This is a genomic window from Streptomyces noursei (genome assembly GCF_016917755.1).
Classification (GTDB): domain Bacteria; phylum Actinomycetota; class Actinomycetes; order Streptomycetales; family Streptomycetaceae; genus Streptomyces; species Streptomyces yunnanensis.
Window position 1 is genome coordinate 4,822,175 of sequence record NZ_CP070326.1, and the last position, 21,185, is coordinate 4,843,359.

16 protein-coding genes and 4 tRNA genes are annotated in these 21,185 nt (G+C 71.0%); 10 read left to right on the forward strand and 10 right to left on the reverse strand.

Going from position 1 to position 21,185, the window contains the following annotated elements; genetic code table 11:
* Positions 1–259: 259 nt before the first annotated feature.
* The 3 genes from hrpA (at position 260) to JNO44_RS21255 (ending at position 4,860) form a co-directional block, all read left to right on the forward strand.
* The gene (gene hrpA / locus JNO44_RS21245; protein ID WP_205365680.1) at positions 260–4,255 is read left to right on the forward strand and encodes an ATP-dependent RNA helicase HrpA; all 3,996 of its coding nucleotides are present in this window, start codon (positions 260–262) and stop codon (positions 4,253–4,255) included.
* Positions 4,256–4,363: 108 nt separating this feature from the next.
* A tRNA-Asp gene (locus JNO44_RS21250) sits at positions 4,364–4,438 on the forward strand.
* A 185-nt stretch (positions 4,439–4,623) separates the two neighbouring features.
* Entirely contained in the window at positions 4,624–4,860 is a 237-nt protein-coding gene (locus JNO44_RS21255) for a DUF6274 family protein (RefSeq protein ID WP_039635037.1), read from the forward strand.
* 533 nt (positions 4,861–5,393) lie between these two features.
* On the opposite strand, the gene bldC is transcribed toward JNO44_RS21255, so the two are convergent.
* Positions 5,394–5,600, reverse strand: a complete 207-nt coding sequence (gene bldC, locus JNO44_RS21260) for a developmental transcriptional regulator BldC (RefSeq protein ID WP_003980577.1) — start codon at positions 5,598–5,600, stop codon at positions 5,394–5,396.
* Positions 5,601–6,102: 502 nt separating this feature from the next.
* Positions 6,103–6,939 carry a DUF8083 family protein gene (locus JNO44_RS21265; RefSeq protein ID WP_205365681.1) on the reverse strand — a complete coding sequence of 279 codons (837 nt, stop codon included), beginning with the start codon at positions 6,937–6,939 and terminating at the stop codon, positions 6,103–6,105.
* Positions 6,940–7,143: 204 nt separating this feature from the next.
* Between JNO44_RS21265 and JNO44_RS21270 the strand changes: the two genes are divergently transcribed.
* Positions 7,144–8,247, forward strand: coding sequence for a Leu/Phe/Val dehydrogenase (locus JNO44_RS21270; RefSeq protein WP_420882666.1), 1,104 nt, complete (start codon positions 7,144–7,146; stop codon positions 8,245–8,247).
* Between the two features lie 309 nt (positions 8,248–8,556).
* Positions 8,557–8,802, forward strand: a complete 246-nt coding sequence (locus JNO44_RS21275; RefSeq protein WP_039635030.1) for a DUF3073 domain-containing protein — start codon at positions 8,557–8,559, stop codon at positions 8,800–8,802.
* A 119-nt stretch (positions 8,803–8,921) separates the two neighbouring features.
* On the opposite strand, the gene purM is transcribed toward JNO44_RS21275, so the two are convergent.
* From purM to purS, 6 genes are all read right to left on the reverse strand, one after another.
* Positions 8,922–9,992, reverse strand: a complete 1,071-nt coding sequence (gene purM / locus JNO44_RS21280) for a phosphoribosylformylglycinamidine cyclo-ligase (RefSeq protein ID WP_205365683.1) — start codon at positions 9,990–9,992, stop codon at positions 8,922–8,924.
* Between the two features lie 33 nt (positions 9,993–10,025).
* Positions 10,026–11,585, reverse strand: coding sequence for an amidophosphoribosyltransferase (gene purF / locus JNO44_RS21285; protein ID WP_205365684.1), 1,560 nt, complete (start codon positions 11,583–11,585; stop codon positions 10,026–10,028).
* Positions 11,586–12,123: 538 nt separating this feature from the next.
* The gene (locus JNO44_RS21290; protein ID WP_205365685.1) at positions 12,124–12,921 is read right to left on the reverse strand and encodes a maleylpyruvate isomerase family mycothiol-dependent enzyme; all 798 of its coding nucleotides are present in this window, start codon (positions 12,919–12,921) and stop codon (positions 12,124–12,126) included.
* A 164-nt stretch (positions 12,922–13,085) separates the two neighbouring features.
* A complete protein-coding gene (gene purL / locus JNO44_RS21295; RefSeq protein WP_205365686.1) occupies positions 13,086–15,335 on the reverse strand; it encodes a phosphoribosylformylglycinamidine synthase subunit PurL in 2,250 nt (749 codons plus the stop codon).
* Entirely contained in the window at positions 15,332–16,036 is a 705-nt protein-coding gene (purQ, locus tag JNO44_RS21300; RefSeq protein WP_205365687.1) for a phosphoribosylformylglycinamidine synthase subunit PurQ, read from the reverse strand. The genes purL and purQ overlap by 4 nt, the downstream gene beginning before the upstream one ends.
* Positions 16,033–16,296 (reverse strand): phosphoribosylformylglycinamidine synthase subunit PurS, encoded by a 264-nt coding sequence (purS, locus tag JNO44_RS21305; RefSeq protein ID WP_016573038.1) that lies wholly within the window; start codon positions 16,294–16,296, stop codon positions 16,033–16,035. Before purS ends, purQ begins: the two co-directional genes overlap by 4 nt.
* Positions 16,297–16,596: 300 nt before the next feature.
* Between purS and JNO44_RS21310 the strand changes: the two genes are divergently transcribed.
* The 4 genes from JNO44_RS21310 to JNO44_RS21325 all read left to right on the forward strand — a co-directional run bounded on the left by JNO44_RS21310 (position 16,597) and on the right by JNO44_RS21325 (position 17,811).
* Positions 16,597–16,917 carry a histone-like nucleoid-structuring protein Lsr2 gene (locus tag JNO44_RS21310; protein ID WP_039635016.1) on the forward strand — a complete coding sequence of 107 codons (321 nt, stop codon included), beginning with the start codon at positions 16,597–16,599 and terminating at the stop codon, positions 16,915–16,917.
* A 119-nt stretch (positions 16,918–17,036) separates the two neighbouring features.
* Positions 17,037–17,108, forward strand: a tRNA-Gly gene (locus tag JNO44_RS21315).
* Positions 17,109–17,182: 74 nt separating this feature from the next.
* Positions 17,183–17,255 (forward strand) — tRNA-Gly (locus tag JNO44_RS21320).
* A gap of 483 nt (positions 17,256–17,738) precedes the next feature.
* Positions 17,739–17,811 (forward strand) — tRNA-Gly (locus JNO44_RS21325).
* Positions 17,812–17,904: 93 nt separating this feature from the next.
* On the opposite strand, the gene JNO44_RS21330 is transcribed toward JNO44_RS21325, so the two are convergent.
* Together JNO44_RS21330 and JNO44_RS21335 are read right to left on the reverse strand one after the other, a co-directional pair.
* A complete protein-coding gene (locus JNO44_RS21330) occupies positions 17,905–18,804 on the reverse strand; it encodes a phosphoribosylaminoimidazolesuccinocarboxamide synthase (RefSeq protein WP_205365688.1) in 900 nt (299 codons plus the stop codon).
* Between the two features lie 109 nt (positions 18,805–18,913).
* On the reverse strand, positions 18,914–20,152 hold the full coding sequence (locus tag JNO44_RS21335; RefSeq protein WP_205365689.1) for an MFS transporter: 1,239 nt from the start codon (positions 20,150–20,152) through the stop codon (positions 18,914–18,916).
* Between the two features lie 100 nt (positions 20,153–20,252).
* Here JNO44_RS21335 and JNO44_RS21340 point away from each other — a divergent pair, with 100 nt between their 5' ends.
* Positions 20,253–21,161: a LysR family transcriptional regulator gene (locus JNO44_RS21340; RefSeq protein ID WP_205365690.1), complete on the forward strand. Its 909-nt coding sequence runs from the start codon at positions 20,253–20,255 to the stop codon at positions 21,159–21,161.
* The last annotated feature ends 24 nt before the right edge of the window (positions 21,162–21,185 follow it).

Here is a 21,185-nt window from a genome sequence, read left to right on the forward strand (position 1 = left end):
CGTGCGGGGCGGTGTCACCTTCGTGATCACGCATGGGAAACCCGCTAAGCAACCGATGTCGGACATACCGCCCCAGGTCTCGCCTCCCGGCCGGCGGGGCCCTCCCGACCGGTCCGAGCCCCCGGCGGGCCCGGACTGCGGCGGCCCGGGCCGCCGCCGACCCGGCCGGCGGGGATCCGCCCAGGTGGGGAGCACCGTCCGGCCGCCGCCGTGAAATGGTTCGCCAGTCTTTTCCGCGAGGTGAGATCCTGGGGGACGTATGTCCAGTCAGCCTGCCTCCGCCCTGTCCGACGGTGCCGCCCCCACGCTGCCCTCCCTGCTGAAGCGACTTCCCGAGCTGATGCTGCGCGACCAGCAGCGGCTGGGGCGCCGGATCGACGGCGCGCGCCGGATCCGCAAGCCCGAAGCCCGGGCGGCGGTGCTCGCCGAGATCGCCGCCGGCCTCGACGAGGCGGAGCTGCGCGTGGCGCAGCGGCGCGCCGCTGCGCCGGCGGTGAGCTATCCGCAGGAACTCCCGGTCAGCCAGAAGAAGGACGAGATCCTGGCGGCCATCCGCGACCACCAGGTGGTGATCGTCGCGGGCGAGACCGGCTCCGGCAAGACCACCCAGATCCCCAAGATCTGTCTGGAGCTGGGGCGCGGCGTCCAGGGGCTGATCGGGCACACCCAGCCGCGTCGGATCGCGGCCCGTACGGTCGCCGAGCGGGTGGCCGAGGAGCTGAAGACGCCGCTGGGCGAGGCGGTCGGCTGGAAGGTCCGCTTCACCGACCAGGTCGGCGACGACACCCTCGTCAAGCTGATGACGGACGGCATCCTGCTCGCCGAGATCCAGACGGACCGGGAGCTGCGCCAGTACGACACGATCATCATCGACGAGGCGCACGAGCGCAGCCTCAACATCGACTTCATCCTGGGCTACCTGGCGCAGCTGCTGCCCAGGCGCCCGGATCTGAAGGTCGTCATCACCTCCGCGACGATCGACCCCGAGCGGTTCTCCCGGCACTTCGGGGACGCGCCGATCGTCGAGGTCTCCGGGCGGACGTACCCGGTCGAGGTGCGCTACCGGCCGCTGCTGGAGGAGGGCGGTCAGGACCCCGATCGCGACCAGATCACCGCGATCTGCGACGCGGTGGACGAGCTCCAGGCCGAGGGCCCCGGCGACGTCCTGGTCTTCCTCTCCGGTGAACGGGAGATCCGCGACACCGCGGACGCACTGAACAAGAAGAACCTCCCCGCCACGGAGGTGCTGCCGCTGTACGCGCGGCTGTCGCACGCCGAGCAGCACCGGGTCTTCCAGCGCCATACGGGCCGGCGGATCGTGCTGGCCACGAACGTGGCCGAAACCTCGCTGACCGTCCCCGGCATCAAGTACGTGATCGACCCGGGCATGGCCCGGATCTCCCGGTACAGCTTCCGCACCAAGGTGCAGCGGCTGCCCATCGAGCCGGTGTCGCAGGCCAGCGCCAACCAGCGCAAGGGCCGTTGCGGCCGGACCAGCGACGGCATCTGCATCCGGCTGTACTCGGAGGACGACTTCCTGACCCGCCCGGAGTTCACCGACGCGGAGATCCTCCGGACCAACCTCGCCTCCGTCATCCTCCAGATGACCGCGGCCGGCCTCGGCGACATCGAGAAGTTCCCGTTCATCGACGCGCCGGACCGCCGCAACATCAAGGACGGCGTCGATCTGCTGCGCGAGCTGGGCGCGCTGGACACCGCGCAGCAGGACACCCGCAAGCGGCTGACCCCGCTGGGCCGCAAGCTCTCCCAGCTGCCGGTGGACCCGCGACTGGCCCGGATGGTGCTGGAGGCGGAGCGCAACGGCTGCGTCCGCGAGGTCATGGTGATCGCGGCGGCGCTGTCCATCCAGGACCCGCGGGAGCGGCCGTCGGACAAGCAGCAGCAGGCCGACCAGCAGCACGCCCGCTTCAAGGACGAGGCGTCGGACTTCCTGGCGTTCCTCAACCTCTGGGGCTACGTCCGCGAGCAGCAGAAGGCGCTGTCCTCGTCCGCCTTCCGCCGGATGTGCCGATCGGAGTTCCTGAACTACCTGCGGATACGCGAATGGCAGGACATCTATTCGCAGCTGCGGACGGTCGCCAAGGGCATGGGCGTCCACCTGAACGAGACGGACGCGGCGCCGGAGCACATCCACACGTCATTGCTCTCCGGTTTGCTTTCGCACATCGGGCTGAAGGACACGGACGCCAAGAACGAGTACCTGGGCGCCCGCAGCGCGAAGTTCGCGGTGTTCCCCGGTTCCGCGCTCTTCAAGAAGCCGCCGCGCTGGGTGATGTCCGCGGAGCTGGTCGAGACCTCCCGGCTGTGGGCGCGGGTGAACGCCCGGATCGAACCGGAGTGGATCGAGCCGCTGGCCCAGCATCTGGTGAAGCGGAACTACAGCGAGCCGCACTGGGAGCAGAAGATGGCCGCGGTGATGGCGTACGAGCGGGTGACGCTCTACGGCGTCCCGATCGTGGCCCAGCGCAAGGTCAACTACGGGCGGATCGACCCCGAGGTCTCCCGTGACCTGTTCATCCGGAACGCCCTGGTGGAGGGCGACTGGCGCACCCACCACCAGTTCTTCCATGACAACCGCAAACTCCTCGGCGAGGTCGAGGAGTTGGAGCACCGCGCCCGGCGCCGCGACATCCTCGTCGACGACGAGACGCTCTTCGACTTCTACGACCAGCGGATCCCGGCGGACGTGGTCTCCGGAGCGCACTTCGACTCCTGGTGGAAGAGGCAGCACCGGGAAGACCCGGACCTGCTGAACTTCGAGCACTCGATGCTCATCAACGAGTCCGCCGAGGCCGTCACCAAGGACGACTACCCGGACTCCTGGCGGCAGGGGAAGCTGAAGTTCAAGGTCACCTACCAGTTCGAGCCGGGCGCGGACGCGGACGGCGTGACCGTCCACATCCCGCTCCAGGTCCTCAACCAGGTCGCTTCCGAGGGCTTCGACTGGCAGATCCCGGGCCTGCGCGAGCAGTTGGTGACCGAGCTGATCCGTTCACTGCCCAAGCCGATCCGCCGCAACTACGTCCCGGCGCCGAACTTCGCCGCCCGTTTCCTGGACACCACCGTCCCCCTCCAGGGCGCCCTGACGACGTCGCTGGCCGCCGGCCTGCAGCGGATGGTGGGGGTACCGGTGGAGGCCGCGGACTTCGACCTCAGCAAGGTCCCGGACCACCTGAAGATCACCTTCCGGGTGGTCGACGAACGCCGCCGCAAGCTCGCCGAGGCCAAGGACCTGGAGGCGCTGCGGCTCCAGCTGAAGCCGAAGACCCAGGCCGCCATCTCCCGGGCCTTCGAGCAGGCCGCCGAGCGGCCCGGCAAGGACCGCAGGGGCGGCCGGCGGGAGACCCCGCTGGCCGGTCCGGAGCAGCGCACCGGCCTGACGTCCTGGACGGTCGGCACGCTGCCGCGCACCTTCGAGACCCGCCGCGCCGGCCAGCCGGTGAAGGCGTACCCGGCGCTGGTCGACGAGGGCAGCAGCGTCGCGGTGCGGCTCTTCGACACCGAGGCCGAGCAGCTGTCGGCGATGTGGGCCGGCACCCGCCGCCTCATCCTGCTCAACATCCCCACCAACCCCGCCAAGTTCGCCCAGGACAAGCTCAGCAACCAACAGAAGCTGGCGCTCTCCCGCAACCCCCACGGCTCCATCGCGGCGCTCTTCGAGGACTGCGTGACCGCCGCCGCGGACCGGCTGATCGCGGCCCGGGGCGGCCCGGTGTGGGACGAGGAGTCGTTCCGCAAGCTGTTCGACGCGGTGCGGGCCGATCTGGTGGAGGCGACGCTGAAGACCATCCAGCAGGTGCAGGAGGTGCTGGCCGCCTGGCAGGCGTGCGAGCGCCGGCTGAAGGCGACCGCCTTCCCCTCGCTGCTGCCGTCGCTGGCGGACGTCAAGGAGCAGCTCGCCGCGCTGATCAAGCCGGGCTTCGTGACCGCGCACGGCGCCAAGCGGCTGCCGGACCTGATGCGCTACCTGGTCGCCGTCGACCGCCGCCTGACGCAGCTGCCCACCAACGCCGAACGGGACCGCAGCCGGATGGCGAAGGTGAAGGAGATGCAGGACGAATACGCCTGGCTGCTGGAGCAGTTCCCCCAGGGGCGTCCGGTGCCGGCCGCGGCCCGGGAGATCCGCTGGATGATCGAGGAACTCCGGGTGAGCTACTTCGCGCACGCCCTGGGGACCGCCTACCCGGTCTCCGACAAGCGGATCATGAAGGCGGTGGACGCCGCGGCGCCGTAGCGCCGCCCCGGTCACCGGGGCGGCAGCCGGGACCGAGTTCGACCGCACCCCCTGACCTGCTGTACAGTCTTGCTTCGCAGCCCGCCGCAAGCGGGAGGCACAAAGCAAGGTCCTGTGGAGCAGTTTGGAGTGCTCGCCACCCTGTCAAGGTGGAGGCCGCGGGTTCAAATCCCGTCAGGACCGCATTTCACGGCCCGCACCGTTCTCCGGTGCGGGCCGTCGCGTTATCCGGATGCACGGGCCCTACGCCGGCGGACCCGGTACGGGGTGGCCCGAAGGTGCGGGCCGGGGCGGACGGCCATCTTGACGGCGGCACCTGCCGCCGGTACTCACTCAGCAGAAGGCGTGGGGCCGGGAGGTGGCGTGCGATGACGACCGCGGTACGGCACGAGACCAGGGCGCTGCTACGCGCCCATCTGTCGGCGGCCCTGCGCTACGGCTACCGCCATCGGACCCACCACTGCCCCGTCTGCCATCAGCTGCTGCGGCTCGCCATGGAGCCGCACGGCGCCCGCTCCGGGCCCGCAGCGCCCCCGGCAGCCCCGACCCCCTCCCGGGCCGCCTGCGAGCCGCCGGCGGAGGACGAAAGTCCCGCCGGCGGGTGACCAAGGACGCCTGCGCCACCGGGCCCGGGGTGGAAGGCTGTTGAGGGAAGAGCGGCGGGAGGGCGCTATACCCCAGCGCCATTCACCCTTCAAGGACCTCGCGATGTGACGGGAGTCACCGAACAAGTTTCGCGGGATGGGGAACTCACCGCCCCCCTTCCACTCGTCAATTTAATATGTGCAATTGCACCACCCTCATGGCATTCCGAAACAAGGTCGCCAGGTCCGGCCTGACGGGCCCTCTCAAAGCCCCTGAGGGCGCTCTGACGCCCCTACCGGGGCCAGTCGGCGCCAGGGTGGCCCAAGCGTCGCGAGCGGCCCGGGAGCGGCCGCACACAAAAAGAGATCGCGCCGGACCCGGCGGAGTCCAGCGCGATCGATGACGTACCCGTGTGAAGTGGGTGTGGGGCCTGTTGGGGCAGGCACCGCGTCGTATGAGCTCTGTTGGAGCGTGGTGAAGCAGGTGGAGCTGTGGCGCAAAAACGGGCGTTTCCGGGTTGGGGGGCCCGAAAACAGCCTGGTTATGCGGTTATTCAGGACTCGCTGCGCTGCTGCGGGATGCCCGCGAGCAGTGCGCGGACCTCAGCCTCGCGGTAACGCCGGTGCCCTCCGAGCGTGCGGATGGACGTGAGCTTGCCTGCCTTGGCCCAGCGGGTCACCGTCTTCGGGTCCACGCGGAACATCGTGGCGACCTCAGCGGGGGTAAGCAGCGGCTCGGCGTCAGGGGTGCGAGCGGTCATGAGCGGCCTCCTCGGGAGAACCGAACCATCACGGTTCTTTCCTCTAAATTCTGCACCTTGACCCACGTTGCCCGAAATGGCGGACGCGGGCCGAGTCGGTTATAGGACGAACGGCTTGTCCTCGGCACTACAACTACACCATCTGTCCAGCCACGTCGGCCAAACCGATGGAATTGCCCTCTCAGGTGTTCAACCTTGGCGGATGCCGATGGACCGTGCCATAGCGGACAGTCACACCACCGTGACGATCAGTCACAACGTGACCAGCCGCCACGAGACCCCTCAAGGAGCGCAATACCGATCTATCCGCCCTTAGTTGGACGGAAGGAGCCCAAGTCAGGCTCCTTGTCCTATTTTGGCACGAGGGTGCACCTTGGGAGCAAGACCCGAAGTCAGTGCTTTAGGTCACGCTTGGGGGAATAGCCCGGATCGGGACCTACGTCCCGTACGCCCGGCCTGCGGGATCTCCGCGGCCGGCAACTCCGTCCCGGACCCCCGGCGTTCAGCTGGAGAACTGGCGTTCGCGCATCACGCGCCACCGCTGCGCGAGCTTCTCGTACGCGGCGTCGGCCCGCTCGCCGTCCCCCTCGCGCAGCGCCGCCAACCCCTCCGCCACCTCCGCGACGGAACGGTCCTCGGCGAGCTGCCCCTCGGACACCGCGTGCACCAGCCCTCCGTAGTCCAGCTCCACGAGCGAACGCGGATGGAACTCTTCGAGCCAGCGCCCCACATCTACCAGGCCGTCGATCAGCGGCCCCTCTTCCAGGGCATCCCGAAGCGTACGCAGTCCGCGCGCGACCCGTCGACGCGCCTGCGCCATCGGCGTGCGGTAACGCAACAGATCCGCGGGGCCACCCTTCGTATACTCCCGCTCGGCATCCTCGAAGAGGACGAACCAGCGCACCGGGACGTGCCAGGTGGCGGCGCGGATCCACGGCCGGGCGTCCGGGTTGCGCTCGCGCCACCGCTCGTAGTCGGTGGCCGCCTGCCGGCGCACCACCGGGGGCAGCGCGGCGTCCAGCACCGAGGCCGGCAGCAGCTCCTCCAGGCCCTGGAGCGCCTGCCAGCCGCGCAGCCGGGTCCGCCAGGGGCAGACGCAGGTCACGCCGTCCACGACGGCGACGAAGGCGTCCCCGCTCTCGTGGACCGGCACCGGCACCGGCGGCGTCGGCAGCAGGTCGGCGAGCGCCCGGCGCTGCTCCTCGACGGCGGTGGGGGTGTCGTCGCGCCGGGCGTAGCGCGCCCAGTAGGAACGCTCCGGCTCGGAGAACGCCGCCAGCGGCTCGTAGACCCGCAGATACGCCACATACGGGACCCGTACCGACGACGCCAAGGCCACGCCCGCCCTCCAAGGGAAAGTCCACCGCGCGGAGTTGCCTGCCCCCGCCCGGCCCGGATACGGCAGATCGTCCCACGCCCGTCCCCCGGGAGAGGGTGATCCTCCCGACCTGACCGATCAACCCGCCTCCAGGATCTACGCTCGTCCCAACCGGCCCTCCCCACCCTCAGGAGGGCGTCCTTCGCGACTATGGGAGTCACCACCGTGACCGACGTACGTCCTGCCCCTGCAGATGCCGCCGGCGGCGTGCTGCAGACCCTGTTCCGCACGGAGCAGGGCGGCCACGAGCAAGTCGTTCTCTGCCAGGACCGGGCCAGCGGCCTCAAGGCCGTGATCGCCCTCCACAACACCGCCCTGGGCCCCGCCCTCGGCGGCACGCGCTTCCATCCCTACGCCTCCGAGGACGAGGCCGTGTTGGACGCCCTGAACCTCTCGCGCGGCATGTCGTACAAGAACGCCCTGGCCGGGTTGGACCACGGCGGCGGCAAAGCGGTGATCATCGGCGATCCCGAGCTGATCAAGACCGAGGAACTCCTGCTCGCCTACGGCCGGTTCGTGGCGTCCCTCGGGGGCCGCTACGTCACCGCGTGCGACGTCGGCACCTACGTCGCCGACATGGACGTGATCGCCCGGACGAACAGGTGGACCACCGGGCGCTCTCCGGAGAACGGCGGCGCCGGCGACTCCTCCGTGCTGACCGCCTACGGCGTCTTCCAGGGCATGCGGGCCTCGGCCCAGCACCTGTGGGGCGACCCCACGCTGCGCGGCCGTAAGGTCGGCATCGCGGGCGTCGGCAAGGTGGGCCACCACCTTGTCGAGCACCTCCTCAAGGACGGCGCCGAGGTCGTGGTCACCGACGTCCGGGCCGAGTCGGTGGAGCGGATCCTCGCCCGGCACCCCGGGGTGACCGCCGTCGCCGACACCGACGCCCTGATCCGCACCGAGGGCCTGGACGTCTACGCGCCGTGCGCCCTGGGCGGCGCGCTGAACGACGCCTCGCTGCCGGTGCTGACCGCGAAGGTGGTGTGCGGCGCGGCCAACAACCAGCTCGCGCACCCGGGGGTGGAGAAGGACCTGTCGGACCGCGGCATCCTCTACGCCCCGGACTACGTCGTGAACGCGGGCGGCGTGATCCAGGTGGCCGACGAACTGCACGGCTTCGACTTCGACCGGTGCAAGGCCAAGGCCGCGAAGATCTTCGACACCACGCTGTCGATATTCGCTCGTGCGAAGGCGGATGGCATTCCGCCGGCCGCCGCCGCCGACCGGATCGCCGAGGCCCGGATGGCGGAGGCGCGTCACACCTGACCGAACCCGGTCCACGTGGCCGGAAACACACCCTTGTGCGGCCCCTGGCGGGTGGTTGGCGAGACATCCCTCACCACCCGTCGGCGGGTCGCCGTACAGGACAGGTTAAAATCGCAGTTGACCAGCGTGGACGGGGCGCCGCGCCGGTCGTGCCGAGCGGTGGGTGATGCGGGCGACGTACCGTATGGCCGCGGAAGCAGGTACCGTTAAAGCCCTAGGGCCGGTCTCTCTTTTGAGAGCCCGCTCTGAATCATGAACGCGTGTCAAGACTCTGGGGCCGACGAGCCCCGTCACTGAGGGGGTCGACCCATGGGGCGCGGCCGGGCCAAGGCCAAGCAGACAAAGGTCGCCCGCCAGCTGAAGTACAGCAGCGGTGGGACGGATCTCTCGCGACTGGCCGACGAGCTTGCATCGCAGTCGAACCAGCAGCCTCCGAACCGAGAGCCGTTCGAGGATGACGAGGACGACGACCCGTACGCGCAGTACGCAGAACGCTACAACAGCGAAGACGACGAGGACGAGGGCCACTCCTCCCACCAGCGTCGTCGCGCCTGACACTCTGTGCGCTCGCGGGGCTGATAGCACCATCAAGAACCCGGTCCAGGGAATCCCCCGGACCGGGTTCTCTGCTGCGCGCGGGGCCACCGGGCCGGTGCCCCCGCGCGGCGGCGGTGTCAGCTCGCGTAGTCACCGGTGAGGGTCACTGCCTCCGCGTGATCGCCCCGCTCGACGATCTCGCCGCTGACCCAGGCGTCCACGCCGCGGTCGGTGAGGGTGGTCAGGGCCACGTCCACCGACTCCGGCGGGACGACGGCCATCATGCCGACGCCCATGTTCAGGGTCTTCTCCAGCTCCAGGCGCTCCACCGAGCCGGCGGTGCCGACCAGGTCGAAGATGGCGCCCGGCGCCCACGTGGCGCGGTCGACGGTGGCGTGCAGGCCGTCCGGGACCACCCGGGCCAGGTTGTTGGCCAGGCCGCCGCCGGTGATGTGCGAGAAGGCGTGCACCTCGCTGGTGCGGGTGAGGGCCAGACAGTCCAGCGAGTAGATCTTGGTGGGCTCCAGCAGCTCCTCGCCGAGGGTGCGGCCGAGCTCGGGGACCTCCTGGTCCAGGGACAGCCCGGCCCGGTCGAAGAGGACGTGGCGGACCAGGGAGTACCCGTTCGAGTGAAGTCCGGAGGACGCCATCGAGATCACCACGTCGCCCTTACGGATACGATCCGCGCCCAGCACCCGGTCGGCCTCGACCACACCGGTGCCGGCGCCGGCGACGTCGAACTCGTCCTCGCCCAGCAGGCCCGGGTGCTCGGCGGTCTCGCCGCCGACCAGCGCGCAGCCGGCCAGCACACAGCCCTCCGCGATGCCCTTGACGATCGCCGCGACCCGCTCCGGGTAGACCTTGCCCACGCAGATGTAGTCGGTCATGAACAGCGGCTCGGCGCCGCAGACGACCAGGTCGTCGACGACCATGGCGACCAGGTCGTGGCCGATGGTGTCGTAGACGCCCATCTTGCGGGCGATGTCGACCTTGGTGCCGACGCCGTCGGTGGCCGAGGCCAGCAGCGGACGCTCGTAGCGCTTGAGCGCGGAGGCGTCGAAGAGACCGGCGAAGCCGCCGAGACCGCCGACGACCTCGGGGCGGGTGGCCTTGGCCACCCACTTCTTCATGAGGTCCACGGCGCGGTCGCCGGCTTCGATGTCGACACCCGCGCTCGCGTAGCTGGCACCGGTTGATTCAGCGGACATGGCTGAGAACTTTCGTTTGGGTGGGTACGAGCTCTACGGGCGACGCAGTGCGTCAGCGCCGCCGACCCCCGCAGTGAGCGTCCGGACGCCGTCCACGTCGGACGCGGCCGGGGCCTTGGTCTCGGACTCCAGAAGGTGCTTCCCCAGCAGCTCCGGGTCCGGCAGCTCCATCGGGTACTCGCCGTCGAAGCAGGCACGGCACAGCTTCGGCTTGTCGATCGTGGTCGCCTCGATCATGCCGTCGATGGAGATGTACGCCAGCGAATCGGCGCCCAGCGACTTGCCGATCTCCTCGACGCTCAGCCCGTTGGCGATCAGCTCCGCGCGGGTGGCGAAGTCGATGCCGAAGAAGCACGGCCACTTGATCGGCGGGGACGAGATCCGGATGTGGACCTCGGCGGCGCCGGCCTCGCGCAGCATCCGGACCAGGGCGCGCTGGGTGTTGCCGCGGACGATCGAGTCGTCGACGACCACCAGGCGCTTGCCGCGGATGACTTCCTTGAGCGGGTTGAGCTTGAGGCGGATGCCCAGCTGGCGGATGGTCTGCGAGGGCTGGATGAAGGTCCGGCCGACGTAGGAGTTCTTGACCAGGCCCGAGCCGTAGGGGATGCCGCTGGCCTCGGCGTACCCGACGGCGGCCGGGGTGCCGGACTCCGGGGTCGCTATCACCAGGTCCGCGTCGGCGGGCGCCTCGGCGGCCAGCTTGCGGCCCATCTCGACCCGGGAGAGGTAGACGTTGCGGCCGGCGATGTCGGTGTCCGGGCGGGCGAGGTAGACGTACTCGAAGACGCAGCCCTTGGGGCGGGCCTCGGCGAAGCGCGAGCTGCGCAGGCCGTTCTCGTCGACGGCGATCATCTCGCCGGGCTCGATCTCCCGGATGAAGCTGGCACCGCAGATGTCCAGGGCGGCGGTCTCGGAGGCCACCACCCAGCCACGCTCCAGGCGGCCGAGGACCAGCGGGCGGATGCCCTGCGGGTCACGGGCGGCGTAGAGGGTGTGCTCGTCCATGAAGCACAGCGAGAAGGCGCCCTTGACCTTCGGCAGGACGCGCGGCGCGGCCTCCTCGACGGTCAGCGGTTTGCCGTCCTCGTCGACCTGTCCGGCCAGCAGCGCCGTGACGAGGTCGGTGTCGTTGGTGGCCGCGACCTGGGTGGCCCGGCCGCCCTCGCGGGGCAGCGCGGCGACCATCTGGGCCAGCTCGGCGGTGTTGACCAGGTTGCCGTTGTGGCCGAGCGCGATCGATCCGTGCGCGGTGGCGCGGAAGGTCGGCTGCGCGTTCTCCCACACCGAGGCACCGGTGGTGGAGTAACGGGCGTGGCCCACGGCGATGTGGCCCCGGAGGGAGCCAAGGGAAGTTTCGTCGAAGACCTGGGAAACCAGGCCCATGTCCTTGAAAACGAGGATCTGGGAGCCGTTGCTCACCGCGATGCCCGCGGACTCCTGTCCACGGTGCTGCAGCGCGTACAGCCCGAAGTAGGTGAGTTTGGCGACCTCTTCTCCCGGGGCCCAGACACCGAAGACGCCGCAGGCATCCTGGGGGCCCTTCTCACCGGGGAGCAGGTCGTGGTTGAGTCGTCCGTCACCACGTGGCACGCTCCAGAGTCTAGGGCAGGTCGCTGATTCATCCGAACCGGGGATGGCCGCCGAGCTGGAGGAGTGCATGAATGGGGCGTTAAACCCGCTTGACGTGCCCACGGCCGTCCGGCGAGGTTTTCCGCCCGTGCGGACCCCGCAGCCCTTGGCGCGCCTGGTGTGTCACCGGGTGCCCCGCCTCGCGCCGCGCCTCGTGCGGCGCCGCCATGCCGACCTCGGCCGGATGGCCGGCGCGATCCGTCACCGCGGGTGAGCGTGATGGCCGCGGGCCGCGCCTGATGCCGTGCCGCAGCCTCTGAGCTGCGCTTTCGCGTTTCCGCCCGGTCTTCCGACAGGGACTCGCCAGGGACTCGTCAGGCGCTTTGGCAGCTTACGCCCGTAATGTCGGATGTCCTGCCGGTGTGAGATGCGCGACGTTCCGCCGCCCGCCCGTTCTCCCGCCGTCCCCGGGCGCCGATGTCCGGCATCACGGCCAAAACGACCTGTCCGGAGCGTCGCACCGATCCCTTCCGTCGGTCCTGCCCGCTCGGCGCCCGGATCAGCCCATGACGGGCAGCAGGTCGCCGAGATCGGCCCGTTCGCCGCTGGCGCTGACCGTCGCCGCGTCCACCGCGGCGGCCCAGGCCAGCCGGCCGGTGGCCAGCCGTATCCAGGTCAGCGGGTCGGTCTCGACGACGTTGGGCGGGGTGCCGCGGGTGTGCCGGGGGCCCTCGACACACTGCACCACGGCGAACGGCGGCACCCTGACCTCGACCGATCCGCCGGGCGCCTGGGCGGCCAGCGCGTCGGCCAACAGCCGGGTGGTGGTGGCCAGGGCATGCCGGTCGAAGGGGATCTCCTGGCCGAGGGCGTCGGCCAGGTCGTCGGTGTGCACGACGAGTTCGAGGCAGCGGGTGACGAGTTGGTCGCCGAGCAGCATCGCGGCGGGCCGACAGGCGATGACCCGGTCGTCCGGCGCGGACGGCACCGTCGCGGCGTACTCCTCGGCGGCGCGCTCCAGCAGCTCCACCGGGTCGCTCCCGGCCGCGAGTTCGCGGATGGACTCGGCGGCGCCGGCGGCGAACCGCGCGGTCATGGACGGCCAGTCCTGGAGGGTGAGCTCCGCCGCGGCCGGGGCCGGCAGCCGCAGGGCGCGGGCCACACTGCCGACCGCTATGGACAGATGCGCAACCAGCTCCCGCACCGTCCAGTCGCCGAGCCGGGTCGGCAGCACCAACTGCTCGGGCGTCAGGGCCCCGACGACCCGGCGGACGTGGGCGCACTGGGCGGTGACGGCGGCACGGGTCTTGGCCGGGTCGTACCGGCGGGCACGCGGTGCGCGGGCAGCAGGAGACATACACCCAGCGTAGGCGGCACCACCGACAGCCGGCCCGGAATTCCGCGCGCCGGCCCGGGCGGCCGGGCGTCGACCGAAACGGCGGAGCGGCCCGCCAGGCACTCCTGGCGGGCCGCTCCGGCACGGACACAACGGGGCGCGCGTCCGGCCCCGTTGGCACGGCGCTAGGCGATCAGCCCCGGGACGGTCGCCTCATGGGCCGCCCGCAGCTCGGCCAGCGGGATGCTGAACTGCTCCTGGAGGGCGAGCTCGTCGCCGTCGACGACACCGATCCGGGTGGCCGGCAGCCCCCGCGCACCGCACATGTCGGTGAAGCGGAGCTCCTCGCTGCGCGGCACCGAGACGATCGCCCGGCCCGCCGACTCGGAGAAGAGGAAGACGAACGGGTCCACCGCGTCGGGGACGACCACCCGGGCGCCCTTGCCGCCGCGCAGGCACGACTCCACCAGCGCCTGGACCAGGCCGCCGTCGGAGAGGTCGTGCGCCGCGTCGATCATGCCGTCGCGGGAAGCCGAGATGAGGATCTCGGCGAGCAGCCGCTCACGCTCCAGATCGACCTTCGGCGGCAGCCCGCCGAGGTGCTCGTGCACCACCTGCGACCAGGCCGAACCGCCCAGCTCCTCACGGGTGTCGCCGAGGAGGTAGAGCAGCTGGCCCTCCTCCGCGAAGCCGACCGGCGTGCGGCGGGTGACGTCGTCGATGACACCGAGCACCGCGACCACCGGGGTCGGGTGGATCGCCACGTCACCGGTCTGGTTGTACAGCGAGACGTTGCCGCCGGTGACCGGCGTGCCCAGCACCTGGCAGCCGTCCGCGAGACCGCGGGTGGCCTCGGCGAACTGCCACATCACCGCCGGGTCCTCGGGCGAGCCGAAGTTCAGGCAGTCGGAGATCGCCAGCGGCCGGGCGCCGGAGGCGGCGACATTGCGGTACGCCTCGGCCAGCGCCAGCTGCGCGCCGGCGTACGGGTCGAGCTTGGCGTACCGGCCGTTGCCGTCGGTGGCGACCGCGACGCCGAGGTTGGTCTCCTCGTCGATCCGGATCATGCCCGAGTCCTCGGGCTGCGCCAGCACGGTGTTGCCCTGGACGAAGCGGTCGTACTGGTCGGTGATCCACGCCTTGGACGCCTGGTTGGGCGAGCCGACCAACTGGAGCACCTGGGCGCGGAGTTCCGCGGCGTCCGCCGGGCGCGGCAGCGCGGCGGCGTCGTCGGCCTGGAGGGCGTCCTGCCACTCCGGGCGGGCGTACGGCCGGTGGTAGGTCGGGCCCTCGTGGGCGACCGAGCGCGGCGGGACGTCCACGATCTGCTCGCCGTGCCAGAAGATCTCCAGCCGCGAGCCGTCCGTCACCTCACCGATGACGGTGGCGATGACGTCCCACTTCTCGCAGATCTCCAGGAAGCGGTCGACCTTGTCCGGCTCGACGATCGCGCACATCCGCTCCTGCGACTCGCTCATGAGGATCTCCTCGGGCGAGAGCGAGGAGTCGCGCAGCGGAACGGTGTCCAGCTCGACCCGCATGCCGCCGGAGCCGGCGCTGGCCAGCTCGCTGGTGGCGCAGGACAGCCCGGCGCCGCCGAGGTCCTGGATGCCGGCGACCAGCTTCTCCCGGAAGATCTCCAGGGTGCACTCGATGAGCAGCTTCTCCTGGAACGGGTCGCCGACCTGGACGGCGGGCCGCTTGGTGGGCTTGGCGTCGTCGAAGGTCTCGGAGGCCAGCACCGAGACGCCGCCGATGCCGTCGCCGCCGGTCCGGGCGCCGTAGAGGATGACCTTGTTGCCGGCGCCGGACGCCTTCGCCAGGTGGATGTCCTCGTGCTTCATCACGCCCACGCAGAGGGCGTTGACCAGCGGGTTGCCCTGGTAGCAGGGGTCGAAGACGACCTCGCCGCCGATGTTGGGCAGGCCCAGGCAGTTGCCGTAGCCGCCGATGCCCGCGACCACGCCCGGCAGGACGCGCTTGGTGTCGGGGTGGTCGGCGGCGCCGAACCGCAGCGGGTCCATCACGGCGACCGGGCGGGCGCCCATCGCCAGGATGTCGCGGACGATGCCGCCGACGCCGGTGGCCGCGCCCTGGTAGGGCTCGATGTACGACGGGTGGTTGTGCGACTCGACCTTGAAGGTGACCGCATAGCCCTGGCCGACGTCCACGACGCCGGCGTTCTCCCCGATGCCGACGAGCAGCGCGTCGTTCTCGGGGGCCTTCTCGCCGAACTGCTTCAGGTGGACCTTGCTGCTCTTGTAGGAGCAGTGCTCGGACCACATCACCGAGTACATGGCCAGCTCGGCGCCGGTCGGACGCCGACCGAGGATCTCCCGGATCCGCGCGTACTCGTCCTGCTTGAGGCCGAGTTCGGCCCAGGGCTGGTCGGTTTCCGGGGTCTCGGCTGCGTGCTTGACGGTGTCGAGGCTCATGCGTTGACCAGCTTCTTCAGGATCGAGGTGAAGAACCCGAGGCCGTCGGTGCGGCCGGTGCCGATGAGCGGCTCGACGGCGTGCTCGGGGTGCGGCATCAGGCCGACGACATTGCCCGCCTCATTGGTGATGCCGGCGATGTCGCGGAGCGAACCGTTGGGGTTTCCGTACCCGTCGGCGGTCGGGCCGTCGGTGAGGTAGCGGAAGGCCACCCGGCCCTCGGCCTCCAGCATGTCCAGCGTCCGCTCGTCGGCGACATAACGGCCGTCGATGTTCTTCAGCGGAATGCTGATCTCCTGGCCCTGCGCGTAGTCGCTGGTCCAGGCGGTCGTGGCGTTCTCCACCCGCAGCTTCTGGTCGCGGCAGATGAAATGCAGGTGGTTGTTGCGCAGCATCGCGCCGGGCAACAGGTGGGTCTCGGTGAGGACCTGGAAGCCGTTGCAGATGCCCAGGACCGGCATCCCCGCCCGGGCCTGTTCGATCACGGTCCCCATCACCGGCGAGAACCGGGAGATCGCGCCGGCACGCAGGTAGTCACCGTACGAGAAGCCGCCGGGCAGGACCACGGCGTCGACCTGGTGGAGGTCCTTGTCGCGGTGCCACAGCGGCACCGCCTCGACTCCGGCCGCCCGGACCGCGCGCTGGGTGTCGCGGTCGTCGAGCGTGCCGGGAAAGGTGATGACTCCGACCCGAGCGGTCATGACTCGGCCCGTACGGCTTCGTCGACCCGGACGGTGAAGTCCTCGATGACGGTGTTGGCGAGGAAGGTCTCGGCCATTTCATGGATGCGGGCGAGGGCGGCGTCGTCGACCGGACCCTCCACCTCAAGTTCGAAACGCTTGCCCTGACGGACGTCGGCGATCCCCTCGAAGCCCAGGCGTGGCAGTGCGCGCTGCACCGCCTGCCCCTGCGGGTCGAGGATCTCCGGCTTGAGCATGACGTCGACTACGACGCGTGCCACTGGCACTCCCGGTGGTGTGGTGCGTAAGGCGGTGACCTCACAGTACCGCGTTCGAAAATCTACGCGCATAGATATACGGTGCACCTGATCACGAGCCGGTATCGCCGGGAGTGCCCGCAAGGAAAAATCTCCGAAAAGAACGGGGGGCCGGATTGCGACGGGACACGCTGACGAAATTAAATGGGCTTCACAATGCAATGCCCATCGCTGTACAAATGAAAAAGCATTGATCCCAATCAGCCGGATCCGGAGCATCACCCCATGTCAACAAGGGGTTGCTCCACGAAAGGACCGATATCCGTGGCGCAGCGCGTAGTAGTAACGCTCTCCGATGACATCGACGGAGGAGAAGCCGCAGAGACGGTCATCTTCGGTTTGGACGGGAAGTCGTACGAGATCGACCTCAATCCCGCCAATGCGAAGAAACTGCGCGGCGCCCTCGCTCCGTACGTGGAGGCCGGCCGCAAGCGGGCCAAGTCCGGCAAGACCTTCCACCGGACCGCGGTGACCCCGGACCCGGCCGCGGTGCGCGCCTGGGCCCGCTCCCACCAGATGGACGTCCCGCCGCGCGGCCGCATCCCCAAGAAGGTCTACGAAGCCTTCAACGCGGCCAACCACTAACCGACTTCGCACCGTCCGCGGGTCCGCGCACCGCCGACTTGCACAGCACCCCTACTGATCAGCTAGAGTCTGGAGCACGCCGAGGGGCGAGGCCGAAAGGCCGGGTCCCGAGGAGTCACGCGGGTGTAGCTCAGTAGTAGAGCGCCCCCTTTCCAAGGGGGAGGCGCAGTGTGCAATCCCTGTCACCCGCTCTGACAGTTCGACCGGTCCAAAGGATCAGGTAGAGTAGCTGTCGCGCCACTGGGTGAAAGCCGAGTGGATGCCTGCGGACGTAGCTCAGTTGGTAGAGCGCAACCTTGCCAAGGTTGAGGTCGCGAGTTCGAGCCTCGTCGTCCGCTCAGAGAAAAGGCCCCGGTCCTTGAGATCGGGGCCTTTGTCGTTTTCCCACCGAAAAGCCGGACGGCTCCGGGGATCACGAACGGCACCGGCCGGCGATCGCCCACAGGTGCCCTCGGAACTTTCCCCGGGAAATCGCGGGGTGGGCGGCGCGCGCGGTCGGACGGGCGGTGGCACGGCATGTGGCGGTCGACACATTGCCGGGGTGGGCGCCGGGGCCGGGGGCGGGCGCGGACCCCGGGGACGGAAGGTCGGGCGGGGGCGCGACGCGCCGGCCGAACGATGAGGTGCCGACCGGGAGTTGCGCGGCGCGCGGCGGGGCCGGGGCGCGGGGTGCGGCGGGGGCGGAGCGCCGGACGGGTGCGGGCCCGGGCAGCGGCGGCGGGGGCCGGAACGCAAAGGCGCGCAACGGCGCGCGGGAAGTTGGCTATAGTAGGGCTCGCACCGCGCGGCGGCGACCGGAACGGAAGCCAGGCACGGAGCATGCGGACGTAGCTCAGTTGGTAGAGCGCAACCTTGCCAAGGTTGAGGTCGCGAGTTCGAGCCTCGTCGTCCGCTCAGAGAAAAGGCCCCGGTCCTTGAGACCGGGGCCTTTTTCATGGGCCGGTGCCGGCGGGCGGCACCGGCCCGGGGTGTCGGATCGGGTGCGACCTAGACCCAGGATTGGCCGGTGAGGCGTTCGTACGCCTCCAGGTACTTGGCGCGGGTGCGGTCGACGATCTCCTGCGGGAGGGGCGGCGGGGGCTGCTCGCCGGTGCGGTCCCAGTCGGCGGCGGGCGAGGTCAGCCAGTCGCGGACGAACTGCTTGTCGAAGGAGGGCTGGGGGCGGCCCGGCTGCCACTGGTCGGCGGGCCAGAAGCGCGAGGAGTCGGGGGTGAGGACCTCGTCGGCCAGGGTGAGCCGCTCCCCGTGGAAGCCGAACTCGAACTTGGTGTCGGCGAGGATCAGGCCGCGCTCGCGGGCGATGTCGCGGGCCCGGCCGTAGACCGCGAGGGTCAGCTGGCGGAGCTGGGCGGCGGTCTCGGCGCCGACCTGGCGGGCGGCCTCCTCGTAGGAGACGTTCTCGTCGTGGTCGCCGACCGCGGCCTTGGTGGCCGGGGTGAAGATCGGGGCGGGGAGTTCGGAGCCGTCGGTCAGGCCCTCGGGGAGCGCCAGTCCGCAGACCGTGCGGGACTGCCGGTACTCGGCGAGGCCGGAGCCGGTGAGGTAGCCGCGGGCGACGCACTCCACCGGGACCATGGCGAGGGAGTGGCAGACGAGGGTGCGGCCGGCCCAGTCGGCGGGCGCGCCCTCGGGGACCTCGGTGGACAGGACGTGGTGCGGGACCAGGTCGGAGAGCTGGTCGAACCACCACAGGGACAGCTGGGTCAGCACCCGGCCCTTGTCGGGGATCTCGGTGGGGAGCACCCAGTCGTAGGCGGACATGCGGTCGCTGGCGACCATGACCAGGTCGCCGGCGGCGTTCTGGTAGAGGTCGCGCACCTTGCCGGTATGCAGGTGGGTGAGCCCCGGGACCTGCACGGGCTCGGGCTTTTCTACGAATCCGGACACGCTGCCTCCGCGTAGGTTGATCCAGGAGTCCTGGTGATTCTCCCGTATGCACCGGGGCGGCTCTGCCGCAGGGTCGCCGTCGGGGGGCCGTGCACACACCTTGGGACGGTCAAGCGGAGGACCGGGCTCCGGGGCGGAGGAGCACGGCGAGGGAGACCAGGGCCAGGGCCGCGACGCTGGTGAGGATCGTCGACGGGGCGAGCGCGCCGGTGAGCAGGGTCACCCCGTACGGGGCGAGGAAGCCCAGGTAGCACAGGGCCCAGAAGCGCGCGGTGAGGCGGGCCAGGTGGTGCGGGGACGCCAGGGCGGCGACCTCGGTCAGGCCGTACGCCACGCACAGGCCGTAGCCGGCGCCGAGCAGGGCGGCGGCGAACAGGGCCACCACCGGCTGCGCGTGGGCCACCGCCAGGGCGCCGATCAGCAGGCCGACGGCGGTGACGAGCAGGCCGGTGCCGGCGGTGGCGAGCCTGTGCCGGGCACTCAGCCGGCGGGCGAGCGGGGCGACGAGGAGGCCGGCGCCGGGGGTGACGGCGGTGATGATCCCGGCGTAGACGGTCTGCCAGCCGTGCAGGCGACCGTCGACGAGGGCGGGGAGGACGGCGAAGGCTATGGAGGGGGCGGCGAAGACCCAGGGGGCCACCGGGACGACCAGGCGGCGGAAGGGGGTGCGGTGGGCGGGGACGGCGGGCTCGGCGACCGCCGTGTGCGGGCCCCGGGGCGGGGCGGTCTCGGGGGCGCGGGCGGCGCTCAGCGCCGCGGCGGCGGACAGCACCAGGTGCGGGACGTAGGCCAGGACCATCGGGAGCGGGGCCCACTGGGCGATCAGGGAGGCGGCCAGGCCGCCCGTGGCGAAGCCCGCGGAGAGGAAGAGGCCCGAGCGGCGGGCCGCGGCACCGGGGCTGGGGGCCGTGCCGTACGGCGGGGTGGAGAGCTCCTTGATCCAGACGCTGCCGGCGGTGAGCAGGGTGCCCGCGCCGACGCCGGTCAGGAAGCGGCCGGGCCACAGCAGCGCGGGGACGGCCGGGCCGGCCATCAGCAGGCAGGTCGCCAGGGCCGACAGTCCCAGGGCGGTGCGGGCGACCCGCCGGCGGCCGTGGCGGTCGGCGAGCGGGCCGCCCACGAGGAGGGCGGGGATCAGGCCGAGGACGTAGACGGCGAAGAGGGCGGTGGTGGTGGCGGCGGTCAGACCGAGGTGGGCGCGGTAGGCGCCGAGCAGGGAGGAGTACTGGTTGGCGCTCCACCCGGAGGCGGTCATCAGCCAGCCGGCGCGGAGCCAGTAGCGGGGGGCGGGGGCCGCGGTGGCGACCGCTTCGCCGACCCGGGCCGTCGGGGTGTGTGACACGGACATGGGGACGTTGTACGGCGCGGGCGGGCGGGCGCGCGGCCCGCGTTCAGGAAATGTGAACGGCCCGAGAAGGGGGCTTCGCCCCCGTCCTATCGTGGCCGGTATGGATCTGCGTCGACTGTCTTCCTTCCTGGCGGTGGTCGAGGAGCAGCACTTCGGGCGGGCCGCGGCCCGGTTGTTCCTGTCGCCGGCCGCCGTCACCCAGCACGTGCAGCAACTGGAGCGGGAGTTCGGGACACGGCTGCTGGACCGCGGCCGGGGCCCGGTGGTGCCGACCGTCGCCGGACAGCGCCTGGTGTCGCACGCCCGGACGCTGCTGGCCGCCGCGAACGCCGCGGCGGCGGACGTGGCCGAGGCCGTCCGGGGCCGGCCGTCGCCGGGACACGGGCTGCGGGTCGGGGTGATGAGCCACGGGTCGGCGGAGGTGACCCCGGCCGCGGTGAACGCCTTCCGCCGGGCCCGGCCGGACGTGCCGGTGTCGCTGGTGCAGCTGAACTTCACCGAGCACTGCAGCGCGCTGCGCGAGGACCGGGTGGACGTGGCGTTCGTCCGGCCCCTGGTGCGGGCCGAGGGCATCGAGGTGGACGTCCTGACGACCGAGCAGCGGATCGTGGCGGTCTCCGCGCGGTCGCCGCTGGCGGACGCGGCGCGGGAGGGGGTGCGGACCGCGGACATCATCGACCTGCCGTTCCTGCGGCTGCCGGCGCGCACCCCGCGGCCGTTCGTCGACTACCTCTACTTCCAGGAGGGGGAGCGGCGGGCGCCGGACTGTGCGCTGACCCCGCACGATGTGCTGACGAGCGTGGCGGCGGGGCGCGGGGCGGGCTCCGGGCTGAAGTCCTTCGCCCGGTACTACCCCTGGCCGGGGACGGTGTTCGTGCCGGTGCTGGACGCGCCGAGCGCGCAGAGCGTGCTGGCGACGCGGGCCGGGGATCCCCATCCGGAGGTGCGGATCTTCCGGGCGCTGACGGTGGCGCTGGCACGGGAGTTGGGGGAGTACGCGGCGCGGTAGCGCGAGCCCCGGGCGGGAGTTCGA